Below are 14992 nucleotides of genomic sequence, written 5' to 3' on the forward strand. Positions count from 1 at the left end.
AAAATTACGGAGGATTTCATTATTATGGCAAAGAAAATTGTATTAGCAGGCGCATGCCGTACAGCTATCGGTACTATGGGCGGATCATTAAGCACAACACCAGCTCCGGTACTTGGTTCAATCGTTATCAAGGAAGCTTTAAACAGAGCAGGAGTTCCTGCAGATCAGGTAGATCATGTATATATGGGTTGTGTAATCCAGGCAGGTCTTGGACAGAATGTTGCACGTCAGGCATCTATCAAAGCTGGTCTTCCAATTGAGACAACTGCTGTTACAGTTAATGTTGTTTGTGGTTCAGGTCTGAACTGTGTAAATATGGCTGCTCAGATGATCGAAGCAGGAGATGCTGATATCGTTGTAGCAGGTGGTATGGAAAACATGTCAATGGCTCCATATGCTGTAATGCAGGGACGTTTCGGATACAGAATGAATGATGGTAAACTTGTAGATACAATGGTACATGATGCTCTTTGGGATGCATTCAATGATTACCATATGATCAAGACTGCTGATAACATCTGTGAGCAGTGGGGACTTACTCGTGAAGAACTTGATGAGTTTGCAGCAAAGAGCCAGCAGAAGGCTGTAGCAGCTCAGGAGTCAGGTGCATTTGACGCAGAGATCGTTCCAGTTATGGTTAAGAAGAAAAAAGAGATGGTTGAGTTCAAGAAGGATGAGGGACCAAGACCTGGTACAACAGTTGAGACACTTTCAAGACTCAGAACTATCAATCCAAATGGTTTCGTAACAGCAGGTAATGCTTCAGGTATCAATGATGGTGCAGCAGCTATCGTTGTTATGAGCGAGGAAAAGGCTAAAGAACTTGGTGTTAAGCCAATGGCTACATGGGTAGCAGGTGCTCTTGGTGGTGTTGATCCATCTATCATGGGTATCGGACCAGTTGCTTCAACAAAGAAAGTAATGGCTAAGACAGGTCTTAAGATTGAAGATTTCGATATCATCGAAGCAAACGAAGCATTTGCAGCTCAGTCAGTTGCAGTAGCTAAGGATCTTGGATTTGATGTTGACAAGCAGGTTAACCCAAATGGTGGTGCAATCGCACTTGGACATCCGGTAGGAGCTTCAGGATGCCGTATCCTTGTTACACTTCTTCATGAGATGCAGGCAAAGGGTGCTAAGACAGGTCTTGCTACACTTTGTATCGGCGGTGGTATGGGCTGCTCAACAGTTGTTAAGATCGAAGACTAATCCGGTCGGCTGAAAAACCATATTACATTTCTATATAAGGAGATAAACGATGGAATTCGTAACATATGAACAGGACGGATTTGTTGGTGTTATCACTATTAATCGTCCAAAGGCATTAAACGCATTAAACAGCACAGTTCTTGAAGAACTGGATGCAACATTCAAAGCTGTTGACCTGAATACAACAAGATGTCTTGTACTTACCGGTGCAGGAGAGAAATCATTTGTAGCAGGTGCAGATATCGGAGAGATGTCAACACTTACAAAGGCTGAAGGCGAAGCTTTCGGTAAAAAGGGTAATGACGTATTCCGCATGATCGAGACATTCCCAATCCCTGTAATCGCAGCCGTAAATGGATTTGCACTTGGTGGTGGATGTGAGATCTCCATGAGCTGTGATATCAGAATCTGTTCTGAGAACGCAGTATTTGGTCAGCCTGAAGTTGGCCTTGGAATCACACCTGGATTTGGCGGAACCCAGAGACTTGCCCGTCTTGTAGGTGCAGGAATGGCAAAGCAGCTGATCTACACAGCAAGAAATATCAAAGCTGATGAAGCATACAGAATCGGTCTTGTAAATGCTGTATATCCATTAGAGGAGTTATTACCGGCAGCTAAGAAGATGGCTTCTATCATCGCAGCAAATGCTCCGATCGCAGTTCGTAACTGTAAGAAAGCAATCAATGATGGATTACAGGTTGATATGGATCAGGCAATCGTTGTAGAAGAGAAATTATTCGGCGATTGCTTCGAGACAGAGGATCAGAAGGCAGGAATGGGCAACTTCCTTGAGAAAGATAAGGAAAAGAAATTAAAGGTTGTTCCTTTCCAGAATAAATAAATCAACAATCTTGATATTGACGTTTAGGGTGGTTATTTTGAAATCGAAATCAACCATCCTAAATGTTTGATATACCAAAGTAAGCATGTCAAACGAAACGTATATGAATTTCTCATGTTTGCTTAAAAATAATTTTTAGGAGGATATTAAAATGAAAGTTGGCGTTATTGGTGCAGGAACCATGGGTCAGGGAATTGCTAAGGCATTCGCTCAGGTTGACGGATATGAAGTAGCACTTTGCGACATTAAGCAGGAATGGGCTGAAGGCGGTAAGGACAAGATCGCTAAAGGTTATGCCAGACTTGTTGAAAAAGGAAAGATGACACAGGAGAAGGTTGATGGTATTCTTGCCAGCATCACTCCGGGTATTAAGGAAGACTTATGCGCAGATTGTGACCTTATCGTAGAGGCTGCTTTCGAGAACATGGAAGTTAAGAAGACAACATTTTCTGAGCTTGACAAGATCTGCAAGCCAGAGTGTGTATTTGCATCAAATACATCTTCACTTTCCATCACTGAGATTGGAAATGGTCTTACCCGTCCTATGATCGGTATGCACTTCTTCAATCCAGCTGACAGAATGAAGCTTATCGAAGTTATCGCAGGTGTTAACACACCGGCAGAGACTGTTGATAAGATCGTTAAGATCTCAGAAGAGATCGGTAAGACACCTGTACAGGTAAATGAAGCTGCCGGATTTGTTGTAAACAGAATCTTGATTCCAATGATCAATGAAGCTGCATTTATCAAGATGGAAGGTGTGTCAGATATCGCTGGTATCGATGCAGCTATGAAACTTGGTGCAAATCATCCAATGGGACCTCTTGAATTAGGTGATTTCGTTGGTCTTGATATCTGTCTTGCTATTATGGATGTACTCTATAACGAGACAGGCGACAGCAAGTATCGTGCATGTCCATTACTTCGTAAGATGGTACGTGGCGGCAACCTTGGTGTTAAGAGTGGTAAGGGATTCTATGTATACAATGCTGACCGCACAAAGACACCAGTTGATGCTCAGTAATTGACTGATAAATATATTTATGGAGGAAGAAATAGAATGGATTTCGCTTTAGACAAGAAGTATGAAATGGCGCAGAACTTATTCAGAGAATTTGCGCAGAATGAAGTAAAGCCTCTTGCTCAGGAAATTGATGAAAATCACAGATTCCCTAGAGAGACAGTAGAGAAGATGGCAAAGTATGGTTTCTTAGGAATACCTGTTTCTAAGGAAGATGGTGGACAGGGTTGTGATCCTTTAACATATGTTATGTGTGTTGAGGAACTTTCAAAGGTTTGTGGTACTACCGGTGTTATTGTTTCCGCACATACATCTCTGTGTGTAGATCCAATCCAGACATACGGTACACCAGATCAGAAAGCTAAGTACCTCCCAGATCTTGCTTCCGGTAGAAAGCTTGGTGCATTTGGTCTTACAGAGCCGGGTGCTGGTACAGATGCACAGGGTCAGCAGACAAAGGCTGTTCTTGATGGTGATGAGTGGGTTCTTAACGGATCTAAGTGTTTCATTACAAATGGTAAAGAAGCAGATGTATATATTATCATTGCAGTTACAGGTACAATTGAAAAACGTGGTAGAAAGCAGAAAGAGATTTCAGCATTTATCGTAGAAAAAGGCACTCCGGGATTTACATTCGGAACAAAAGAAAACAAGATGGGTATCTGTGGTTCATCCACATATGAACTTATCTTCACAGACTGCCGTATTCCTAAGGATGCACTTCTCGGACAGAAGGGCAAGGGATTTGGTATTGCAATGCATACACTTGATGGTGGTCGTATCGGTATCGCAGCTCAGGCTCTTGGTATTGCTGAGGGTGCTCTTGATATCACAATCGACTATGTTAAGGAAAGAAAGCAGTTTGGTCGTTCAATCGCTCAGTTCCAGAATACTCAGTTTGTACTTGCTGATCTTGCAACAAAGGTTGAAGCAGCTAAGTTACTGGTATACAAGGCAGCTAAGAAGAAAGAGCAGTACCAGGCTGATCACAAGACTTCATACTCTGTAGAAGCTGCTATGGCTAAGCTGTATGCTGCAGAAGTAGCTATGGAAGTAACAACAAAGTGTGTACAGTTACACGGTGGTTATGGTTATATCAAAGAGTATGATGTAGAACGTATGATGCGTGATGCTAAGATTACAGAAATCTACGAAGGAACTTCAGAAGTTCAGCGTATGGTTATTTCTGCAAACTTATTAAAATAATTAGGAGGTACTTAACGTGAAGGTTATAGTTTGTATAAAGCAGGTACCTGATACAAAGGGTGGCGTTCAGTTTAACCCAGATGGTACATTAAACAGAGGAGCAATGCTTACAATCATGAACCCTGATGATAAGGCAGGTCTTGAAGCTGCACTTAGATTAAAGGATCAGTATGGAGCAGAAGTTACAGTTCTTACAATGGGTCTTCCAAAGGCTGCAGATGTTCTTCAGGAAGCAATCGCTATGGGCGCTGACAAGGGCGTTCTTGTAACGGATCGTGTTCTTGGTGGAGCTGATACATGGGCTACATCAACAACAATCGCCGGAGCACTCAGAAAGCTTGATTATGATCTTATTATTACAGGTCGTCAGGCTATCGATGGAGATACAGCTCAGGTTGGACCACAGATTGCTGAGCATCTTGGAATTCCGGTTATTTCATATGCACAGGAGATCAAGGTCGACGGAGATTCCGTAATCGTTAAGCGTCAGTATGATGATGGATATCATATGTTAAAGGCTAAGATGCCTTGCCTTGTAACAGCACTTTCAGAGTTAAATGAGCCTAGATACATGACTCCAGGTGGAATCTTCGATGCAGTTAATGCAGAGATCACAACACTTGGCAGAGCAGATCTTGTAGATGTTGATGATTCAAACCTTGGTCTGAAAGGTTCACCAACAAAGATTGCAAAGGCTTCTGATAAGGTAAGAAAGGGTGCAGGCGAGAAGGTTGTACCTGATTCTCCAGATGAAGCAGTTAGCTATATTGTTGGCAAGTTAAAAGATAAGCATGTAATCTAATATAGTAAAGGAAAAGTGGTGAATAAAATGGGCGCAATGAACGCAGAAGATATGAAGAACTACAAAGGCGTATTTGTCTTTGCACAGCAGGTAGATAATAAGTTAAGTGGTATTTCATTTGAATTGATCGGTGAAGGAAAGAGACTTGCAGATAAGCTTAATGAAAAGGTTACAGCAGTCCTGATCGGTTCCGACGTAAAGGGTCTTGTAGACGAACTTGCAGAGTACGGTGCAGACAGAGTTATCGTTGTTGATGATCCAGAATTAAAAGAATACAGAACTGAGCCATATGCACATGCACTTGCTTCAGTTATCAATGAGTACAAGCCAGAGATCGTTTTAGTTGGTGCTACAGCTATCGGTCGTGATCTTGGTCCTACAGTATCAGCAAGAGTAGCTACAGGTCTTACAGCAGACTGTACATTACTTGAAATCGGTGATTTCCCTCTTGTTGCACTTCCAAATCAGGAGCAGAAGCACAATCAGCTTCTTATGACACGTCCTGCATTCGGTGGTAACACAATCGCGACAATCGCATGTCCTGATAATCGTCCTCAGATGGCAACAGTACGTCCGGGCGTTATGCAGAAGCTTGACAGAGTAGCTGGCAAGAAGGCAGAAGTGATCGAGTACAATCCTGGATTTACTCCAAACAACAAGTATGTTGAGATCCTTGAAATCTCAAAGGCTGTTTCAGATATCAAAGATATCATGGACGCTAAGATCCTTGTTTCAGGTGGTCGTGGTGTTGGTTCAGCAGAGAACTTCAAGCTTCTTGATGATCTTGCAGAAGTACTTGGCGGACAGGTATCATGCTCACGTGCAGTTGTAGATTCAGGCTGGAAGCCAAAGGAGCTTCAGGTTGGTCAGACTGGTAAGACAGTTCGTCCACAGGTATACTTCGCAATTGGTATTTCAGGTGCGATCCAGCATGTAGCCGGTATGGAAGAGTCAGATATCATCATCGCTATCAACAAGGATGAGGATGCTCCTATCTTTGATGTAGCTGATTATGGTGTTGTTGGAGATCTGAACAAGATCGTTCCTGCTCTTACAGAAGCAATCAAGGCTGAGCTTGCTAACAAGTAATTCAGTTTATAATTGAAAATGGACATTTTAGACTGCCGGGTTTTATACCCGGCAGTTTGTGTGTAAATGAGCCAAGCACAGATATTCATGTAAGTACAGATATTATGCTTGCATGCATATCTGTACTTACATGAATATCTGTATTTGGCGAATAGGCGACATCGAGCCGACAGGCGAGATGGGGCATGAAAGAGAGTATATTGCTGTGCGGTGGGCGAGATGGGGCATGAAAGAACATGAGAATGTTCTTTTACGCACAAAAGAGAGTGTATTATTACAGATTTCCCTGTTGAAACAATAAATACAATGCTGTATGATAAATACTGTTGCGAAAAAGACAAATGACAGTTAGATAAAAGAAGATTAGGGTTGATGAGAAAAATGAGTAAGTATGAAACACAGGAAGAATTAAAACGAGAAGAATTAAGTCAGGAAGGGCAACTGTTAAAAACAGAGGTTGACAACGCAAAATTGACAGGCGACAGTATGGATGTAAAAATGACAGATGCAAGTGAAGAAAGCAAAACTAACAATACTACCGGAGAAAATAAGATGGGAACCATGCCGATGGGGAAGTTATTGATATCAGTATCACTTCCGATGGTAATTTCAATGTTGGTACAGGCACTTTATAATGTAGTCGATAGTGTATTTGTATCGCATTTTGATCAGGATGCACTGACGGCAGTATCGACAATATTTCCGTTACAGAATCTTATGATCGGAGTTACCTCCGGTCTCGGTGTCGGTTTTAATGCATTGATATCCAAGTCACTTGGTGAAAAAAATCAGAAAAAAGCAAATGATGCAGCCAGACAGGGAATCTTTCTGGAACTTATTGGATTTGCAATTTTCTTATTGATCGGTTTATTTGGGATCGATGCATTTATGAAGAGTCAGACGGATGTTGCAAAAATCATTGATTATGGAGTGGATTATGGACGTATCTGCTGTATCTGTTCCTTTGGTATCTTTGCACAGATGACATTTGAACGTATGCTGCAGTCAACAGGACGGACGCTTTACACAATGAAGACACAGGCACTTGGAGCCGTTATTAATATTATACTTGATCCGATTATGATCTTTGGATATTTCGGACTTCCGGCAATGGGTGCTGCAGGTGCGGCAATAGCAACAGTTATCGGACAGTGTATTGCGGCATCACTTGCAATCTATTATAATCTGAAAAAAAATCCGGATATCCAGTTATCATTTAAAAGCTTTCGGCCGGAGGGAGATGTGATCGGCAGAATTTTGTCCATTGCTGTTCCTTCAATCGCGATGGTTGCGGTAGGTTCAGTTATGACATATGGATTTAATCGTATTTTATTTACATTTACACCGATCGCAGTTTCAGTGTTTGGTATTTTTTATAAAGTACAGAGTATGGCATTTATGCCGGTATTTGGTCTGAATAATGGTATGATCCCTATCGTATCATATAATTACGGAGCAAAACAACCGGATCGAATGCTCAAAGCTGTTAAATATACAATGATGGCTGCGATCTGTTTCATGCTTTTGTGTCTGACTGCGATGCAGGTAATTCCGGGATTGATCCTTAAGGTATTCGATGCACAGGAGGACATGATGGCGATCGGTATTCCGGCACTTCGAACAATGAGCATTTCATTCCTGTTTGCAGGAATCTGTATTGTATGTTCCGGTATGTTCCAGGCGCTTGGTAAAGGTGTGTACAGTCTGATCGTATCTCTAGCCAGACAGTTGATCGTGCTGCTTCCGGTTGCTTATGCATTTGCAAAATTGACACACAATCTCGAGCTGGTATGGTTGTCTTTCCCGATTGCGGAGGTTGTCAGTGTGATTCTTTCGGTCTTCATGGCGCTACAGACAAAAAAGAAAATTATCGATCCTTTGAAGAATTCGGTGAAAGTAGTACAGGAATAAGCAGAACATTTGTCAGTAAAGAGCATATTCTATAAAATAGCAAAATAATTTATAAATGATCTGTAGAAAATGATGGTTCAGGATATAGCTATAGTACATAAAGAATCAGAAAGAAGGAAAAGAAATGAGTGATTTGGTCTATCTTGATCATGCGGCAACAACGGCAGTTCATCCGGATGTTTTAAAAGAAATGCTGCCATATTTTACAGATAAATTCGGAAATCCGTCCAGTGTTTATGGATTTGCGGCAAATAATAAAAATAAATTGACAGAGGCAAGAGAGACGATAGCCGGAGTTCTTGGTGTAAAACCGGAAGAAATTTATTTTACGGCAGGTGGGTCTGAGTCCGATAACTGGGCGTTAAAATGTACGGCAGAAGCCTATGGAGTACATGGGGGACATATCATTACGACTAAGATTGAGCATCATGCGATCCTGCATACCTGTAAGTATCTGGAGAATAGAGGGTATGATGTAACGTATCTGGATGTAGATGAAAATGGATTGGTTGATCTGAATATACTTGAGGCAGCCATCCGGCCGGACACCTTTCTGATCTCGATCATGTTTGCAAATAATGAGATTGGAACGATTGAACCAATAAAAGAAATCGGAGAGATCGCACACAGACACGGTATTTTGTTTCATACGGATGCAGTTCAGGCATTTGGACAGATCCCGATTCGCGCAGATGAAATGAATATTGATATGTTAAGTGCGAGCGGACATAAGTTTAACGGACCAAAGGGAATTGGTTTTTTATATATCAAAAAAGGCTTAAAGTTAAAGAGCTTTATTCATGGTGGCCAGCAGGAGCGAGGACGCAGAGCCGGTACAGAAAATGTACCGGGAATCGTAGGTATTGCAAAAGCGTGTGAGATCGCAATGGCAGAAATGGAAGAACGGATGAAAAAGGAGACGGAGCTCAGAGATTATCTGATCGAACGGATATTGAAGGAAATCCCGTATACCAGACTGAATGGACATTCAAAGAAACGACTGCCAAATAATGTAAATATCAGCTTTCAGTTCGTGGAGGGAGAATCCATTCTGATCATGCTAGACATGGCGGGTATCTGTGCATCCAGTGGCTCTGCCTGCACATCGGGTTCTGTTGATCCTTCTCATGTGTTGCTTGCGATCGGACTTCCGCATGAGATTGCGCACGGTTCTCTGAGGCTAACCCTTGGATATGAGAATACGAAAGAAGAAATGGATATGGTTGTCGATAATCTGAAACGGATCATTACAAATCTTCGGAATATGTCACCTTTATATGAGGATTTTGTCAAGAAAAATCATATACAGTAAGATTGTTAGAAATGAAAGATCAGATTCGGTCGGAGTGAATATAAGAATGCAATTGTGAAATGCGTGAGATAAAACGCCCCAAGTGTGAAGGAGAAAGATATGTACAGTGATAAAGTGATCGATCATTTCCAGAATCCAAGAAATGTCGGAGAGATTGAGGATGCCTCCGGTGTCGGTACGGTTGGAAATGCTAAATGCGGGGATATGATGCGGTTGTATCTGAAGATTAATGAGGAACAGGTGATCATAGACTGCAAATTTAAGACCTATGGGTGTGGAGCTGCAGTAGCATCCAGTTCCATGGCAACGGAGATGATCAAAGGAAAAACAGTTGCTGAGGCAATGAAGCTTACAAATAAAGCAGTTATGGAAGCATTGGATGGGCTTCCACCGGAAAAAGAACATTGTTCCCTGCTTGCAGAAGAAACACTGCATGCAGCTTTGTGGGACTATGCAGAAAAACATGGAATCAAGATTCCGGGACGTGTAAGACCGGTACAGGATATTGAAGACCGGATGGTGAGAGAACTGGAAGATTAAACAGTATTTGTATACTTGACAGCCGGAGAAATCCGGTTCTATACTGCAAGCAGGAATTGCAGGAAGGAAGATAAGATGGATAAAAAGACAGTATGTGTCGGTATGTCAGGAGGCGTGGATTCTTCTGTAGCCGCATATCTTTTAAAAGAACAGGGATATAACGTGATTGGTGTGACTATGCAGATCTGGCAGGATGAGGATGCAGATCAGATCAGTGAGCATGGCGGCTGCTGTGGCTTGTCGGCGGTAGATGATGCGAGAAGAGTAGCTGCACAGCTTGAGATTCCTTATTATGTAATGAACTTTAAAGAGGATTTCCGAAAATACGTCATTGACTATTTTGTAGATGAATACCGGAACGGAAGAACTCCGAATCCATGTATCGCATGCAACCGGTATGTAAAATGGGAGTCACTGTTAAGAAGGTCTTTAAGTATCGGTGGAGACTATATTGCTACCGGACATTATGCTAGAGTGGAACAGCTTTCAAGTGGCAGATATACCTTACGCGTGGCAAAAGGAATCGAGAAGGATCAGACCTATGCACTTTATAATCTGACACAGGATCAGTTATCAAAGACGTTGATGCCGGTTGGGGAATATAATAAGACACAGATCCGGCAGATTGCCGCAGATATCGGTATCCAGGTAGCAAATAAACCGGACAGTCAGGATATCTGTTTTGTACCGGATGGTGATTATGCCGGATATCTGGAACGGGAAGAGGGCTTAAAGGCAGTACCTGGAAATTTTGTAGATATGAATGGAAAAGTCCTTGGTACACATAAAGGTATAATCCATTATACGATCGGACAACGGAAGGGACTTGGACTTGCAATGGGACACCCGGTATTTGTTGTGGATATTATCCCGGAGACAAATGAAGTGGTGATCGGAGAAAATGCAGATACATTTTCAAAAGAACTGATCGCAGATAAAACGAACTTTATGTCTGTCGAGCGGCCGGAAGATGGGATGCAGGTGATCGGAAAGATCCGGTATGCACATAAGGGCGCGCCATGCAGGATCTACATGTTGGATGCTGACAGGGTCCGGGTTGTATTTGATGAACCGGTCCGGGCAGCGACCAAAGGACAGGCGGTTGTCTTTTATGAAGATGACCATATTGTCGGAGGCGGTACAATAAAAGAGATCATACGATAGGAATAAAAATGACGCTGGTGTGGATGCTATTATTTAAAAAATTATTATTGTTCTGCCACATACTCACCTATTATTACGCAAGACACTTCCGTTCTAGTCCTCGTGCAGCGGTTCTAAGCTCGCCACAAAGTGGCTTGCTAAGTACCGGCCTCGGACAAGGCTTGCTCCATAATAGTGAATATGTGGTAGAACAGCAAGATTTTTTGTAATAGCATCCACACCAGCGTCACTTTATAATTTATGAAATACAGGCTGCATCTGTTCAAAGGTGCAGTAATAGCGGAAACCTGTGGCGGTCAGAATGTCTCTGGCATAGGTTTCAAAGTCATAGCCAATGTATTTTGGAATATGTGCATCGCTTCCGACAGTGATGATCTCACCACCTAACTCCTTGTAGAGTTTAAGAATAGACGGATGAGGATGTGCATAAGTCATGTTTTTATACAGGCTTCCGGTATTGATCTCGATGCCCTTCCCATGTTCGATGATTGTTTTCAGAATTGCTTCAAAGACATCTGCATAATCAGAAAAGCGGAAGGCTGCTTCGCCGGATGGACAATAACGGACGGCATAGTCCAGATGGCCGTATATGGAATAATTATCAAAGGTCTGCACATTTGCAAGAATGGATTCAAAATATTCCAGTAGTGCTTCTTTTTCCGAACGTCCTTCATAGTAAGCGGGATAGTAGGGATCTTTGCCATATACAAGATGAGAGGACCCTATAATAAAGTCAAAATCATGATATTTATCTGTGTAAGCAATGATCTTGTCTGCGATATGAGACATCAGACCGAGTTCGATGCCGAGGTGGATCGTAAGTTTGTCTTTGTACTGTTCCTGCAACTTTCTTACAGCAGAAATATATCGGTCTGTATCTAACAGAAAGGTATGGCCTTCCTCGTCTTTTGGATAATCAATATCATGATGATCTGTAATGCAGATCTCAGACATACCAAGATGAATTGCCTGTTCAGCAATATCTGTAAGTCCTGTTTCAGAATCATCGGAGAATCCGGAATGTAAATGATGATCGCAAAGCTTCATATGTAAAACCTCCTGTTGACTGCAGATGTTGTGAAAATTAATGTTATTATAGCACGTTAGAAAATAAAACACAGCTACAGGGACTGAAAAAATAGTGAAGAAGAGCCGAAGATAAGAAGAAATCATACAAAAGAAGCATATATTGGTAACACAAGAATCATGTGTGAAATATCTCGAAATACGGGTTTAATGGTTGCAATAAATATGAAAATATCATAAAAAGTTGATTCTTTGTACATTTTGCAATATAGTGTTTGTTTATTTTTGCGTGAATTGGACAATTTTTTTTTGAGAAAGACTTGAAATTTACACACAAATTAGGTATGATTTTGTTGTGTGAATAGCACGATTAATTACTGCGCTTTGCAGTATATTATAAATACTTTTATTATTCAAAACTTAGGAGGAATAAAAAATGGCAGTAAAAGTAGCAATCAATGGTTTTGGACGTATTGGTCGTCTCGCATTCAGACAGATGTTCGGAGCAGAAGGATATGAAGTTGTTGCAATCAACGATTTAACAAAGCCTTCAATGCTTGCAGATCTTCTCAAGTACGATACAGCACAGGGTGGTTACTGTGGTAAGATTGGTGAGAACCTTCATACAGTTTCAGCTGATGATGAGGCTAACACAATCACAGTTGATGGTAAGACACTTACAATCTACAAGGAAGCAGATGCAAACAATCTTCCTTGGGGTAAGATCGGTGTTGACGTAGTTCTTGAGTGTACTGGTTTCTACTGCTCAAAGGAAAAGTCAATGGCTCATATCAATGCAGGTGCTAAGAAGGTTGTTATCTCAGCTCCAGCAGGAAATGATCTTAAGACTATCGTATTCTCAGTTAACCAGGATACATTAACAGCAGATGATCAGATCATCTCAGCTGCTTCATGTACAACAAACTGTCTTGCACCAATGGCTAAGGCTCTTAATGATTATGCTCCAATCCAGTCAGGTATCATGTCAACAATCCACGCTTACACAGGCGATCAGATGATTCTTGACGGACCACACAGAAAGGGCGACTTAAGAAGAGCAAGAGCAGGTGCTGCTAATATCGTTCCTAACTCAACAGGTGCTGCTAAGGCTATCGGTCTTGTTATCCCAGAGTTAAATGGTAAGTTAATCGGATCAGCTCAGAGAGTTCCAGTTCCAACAGGTTCAACAACAATCCTTACAGCAGTTGTTAAGGGTGCTGACGTAACAGTTGATGGAATCAACGCTGCAATGAAGGCTGCTGCATCAGAGTCATTCGGTTACAACACAGATCCTATCGTTTCATCAGATGTAATCGGTATGAGATATGGTTCATTATTTGATTCAACTCAGACAATGGTATCAAAGATCGCTGATGACTTATATGAGGTTCAGGTTGTATCATGGTATGATAATGAGAACTCATACACAAGCCAGATGGTTAGAACAATTAAGTACTTCGCAGAGTTAGCATAATTGACTGACAAATTGTAGTAATTAATTTGACCTTACAAGGGGTCCGGTCTTCATGGACCGGACCCTATATTTCTTTTACGGAGATGTATTTGCACTCTGTACAAATATGAAGATAAAAGTATAAAAATCAGGAGGTTTAATAGTAATGTCATTAAACAAAAAATCAGTAGATGATATTAATGTAAAGGGACAGCGTGTCCTTTGCAGATGTGACTTTAATGTACCATTAAAGGAAGGTAAGATCACAGACGAGAATCGTCTTGTAGCAGCACTTCCTACAATCAAGAAATTAATTGCTGATGGTGGAAAGGTTATTCTTTGCTCACACCTTGGCAAGGTTAAGACAGAAGAAGACAAGAAGACAAAGACTCTTGCACCGGTTGCGGTAAGACTTTCAGAGCTTCTTGGACAGGAAGTTAAGTTTGTTGCTGAGCCTGAAGTTGTTGGACCAAAGGTAAGAGAAGCTGTAGCAGCTATGAAAGATGGCGAAGTTATCTTACTTGAGAACACACGTTTCAGACCGGAAGAGACAAAGAACGGTGAAGCATTCTCTAAGGATCTTGCTTCTATCTGTGATGTATTTGTAAATGATGCATTTGGTACAGCTCACAGAGCACACTGCTCAAATGTAGGTGTTGCAGGTCTTGTTGATACAGCAGTTGTTGGATACTTAATGCAGAAGGAGATCGACTTCCTTGGAAATGCGGTAGAGAATCCGGTAAGACCATTCGTAGCTATCCTTGGTGGAGCAAAAGTTGCAGACAAGTTAAATGTTATCTCTAACTTACTTGAGAAGTGCGATACACTGATCATCGGTGGTGGTATGGCGTATACATTCTTAAAGGCAAAGGGATATGAGATCGGTAAATCATTAGTTGACGAGTCTAAGATCGACTACTGTAAGGAAATGATGGAAAAGGCTGAGAAGCTTGGTAAGAAGTTATTACTTCCGGTTGATTCCGTTATGATCGACGATTTCCCTAATCCGATCGATGCTCCGGTTGAGACAGAGATCTTTGATGCAGACAAGATGTCAGCAGACAAAGAGGGCTGTGATATCGGACCTAAGACAATCAAATTATATGCAGATGCTGTTAAGACAGCTAAGACAGTTGTATGGAACGGACCTATGGGTGTATTCGAGAATCCTACACTTGCTGCCGGTACAAAGGCTGTAGCTGCTGCTCTTGCTGAGACAGATGCTACAACTATCATCGGTGGTGGTGATTCTGCTGCTGCTGTTAACCAGTTAGGATATGGTTCTAAGATGAGCCACATCTCAACAGGTGGTGGAGCTTCCCTTGAATTCTTAGAGGGTAAGGAACTTCCGGGCGTTGCTGCTGCAAACGACAAATAAATTATGTACATGCTCCATCTGAATCGGATGGAAAAATATG

At 41.7% G+C, this 14992-nt stretch carries 13 protein-coding genes; 12 read left to right on the top strand and 1 reads right to left on the bottom strand.

Features of this window, described 5'->3' with window-relative positions; all coding sequences use genetic code 11:
- Positions 1–24 precede the first annotated feature (24 nt).
- The 10 genes from LK416_04425 to mnmA all read left to right on the top strand — a co-directional run bounded on the left by LK416_04425 (position 25) and on the right by mnmA (position 11095).
- The gene (locus LK416_04425; protein UEA75431.1) at positions 25–1209 is read left to right on the top strand and encodes an acetyl-CoA C-acetyltransferase; all 1185 of its coding nucleotides are present in this window, start codon (positions 25–27) and stop codon (positions 1207–1209) included.
- A 49-nt stretch (positions 1210–1258) separates the two neighbouring features.
- Complete coding sequence (locus LK416_04430; protein UEA75432.1) at positions 1259–2050, top strand: enoyl-CoA hydratase/isomerase family protein; 792 nt, start codon at positions 1259–1261, stop codon at positions 2048–2050.
- Between the two features lie 151 nt (positions 2051–2201).
- Entirely contained in the window at positions 2202–3074 is an 873-nt protein-coding gene (locus LK416_04435; protein UEA75433.1) for a 3-hydroxybutyryl-CoA dehydrogenase, read from the top strand.
- 36 nt (positions 3075–3110) lie between these two features.
- Positions 3111–4277 (top strand): acyl-CoA dehydrogenase, encoded by a 1167-nt coding sequence (locus tag LK416_04440; GenBank protein UEA75434.1) that lies wholly within the window; start codon positions 3111–3113, stop codon positions 4275–4277.
- Between the two features lie 16 nt (positions 4278–4293).
- On the top strand, positions 4294–5079 hold the full coding sequence (locus LK416_04445) for an electron transfer flavoprotein subunit beta/FixA family protein (protein ID UEA75435.1): 786 nt from the start codon (positions 4294–4296) through the stop codon (positions 5077–5079).
- 27 nt (positions 5080–5106) lie between these two features.
- Positions 5107–6168 carry an electron transfer flavoprotein subunit alpha/FixB family protein gene (locus LK416_04450; protein ID UEA75436.1) on the top strand — a complete coding sequence of 354 codons (1062 nt, stop codon included), beginning with the start codon at positions 5107–5109 and terminating at the stop codon, positions 6166–6168.
- Positions 6169–6549: 381 nt separating this feature from the next.
- Positions 6550–8079 (top strand): MATE family efflux transporter, encoded by a 1530-nt coding sequence (locus tag LK416_04455; GenBank protein ID UEA75437.1) that lies wholly within the window; start codon positions 6550–6552, stop codon positions 8077–8079.
- A gap of 124 nt (positions 8080–8203) precedes the next feature.
- Positions 8204–9391, top strand: coding sequence for a cysteine desulfurase NifS (nifS, locus tag LK416_04460; GenBank protein ID UEA75438.1), 1188 nt, complete (start codon positions 8204–8206; stop codon positions 9389–9391).
- A gap of 99 nt (positions 9392–9490) precedes the next feature.
- Positions 9491–9931: a Fe-S cluster assembly scaffold protein NifU gene (nifU, locus tag LK416_04465; protein UEA75439.1), complete on the top strand. Its 441-nt coding sequence runs from the start codon at positions 9491–9493 to the stop codon at positions 9929–9931.
- A 75-nt stretch (positions 9932–10006) separates the two neighbouring features.
- Positions 10007–11095 carry a tRNA 2-thiouridine(34) synthase MnmA gene (gene mnmA / locus LK416_04470; protein ID UEA75440.1) on the top strand — a complete coding sequence of 363 codons (1089 nt, stop codon included), beginning with the start codon at positions 10007–10009 and terminating at the stop codon, positions 11093–11095.
- Between the two features lie 231 nt (positions 11096–11326).
- On the opposite strand, the gene LK416_04475 is transcribed toward mnmA, so the two are convergent.
- Complete coding sequence (locus tag LK416_04475; GenBank protein ID UEA75441.1) at positions 11327–12142, bottom strand: histidinol-phosphatase HisJ family protein; 816 nt, start codon at positions 12140–12142, stop codon at positions 11327–11329.
- A 415-nt stretch (positions 12143–12557) separates the two neighbouring features.
- On the opposite strand from LK416_04475, the gene gap reads away from it, so the two are divergent.
- Positions 12558–13595, top strand: a complete 1038-nt coding sequence (gap, locus tag LK416_04480) for a type I glyceraldehyde-3-phosphate dehydrogenase (GenBank protein UEA75442.1) — start codon at positions 12558–12560, stop codon at positions 13593–13595.
- 145 nt (positions 13596–13740) lie between these two features.
- Complete coding sequence (locus LK416_04485; protein ID UEA75443.1) at positions 13741–14952, top strand: phosphoglycerate kinase; 1212 nt, start codon at positions 13741–13743, stop codon at positions 14950–14952.
- The last annotated feature ends 40 nt before the right edge of the window (positions 14953–14992 follow it).

This window comes from Lachnospiraceae bacterium GAM79 (assembly GCA_020735665.1).
Taxonomy (GTDB): domain Bacteria; phylum Bacillota; class Clostridia; order Lachnospirales; family Lachnospiraceae; genus Coprococcus.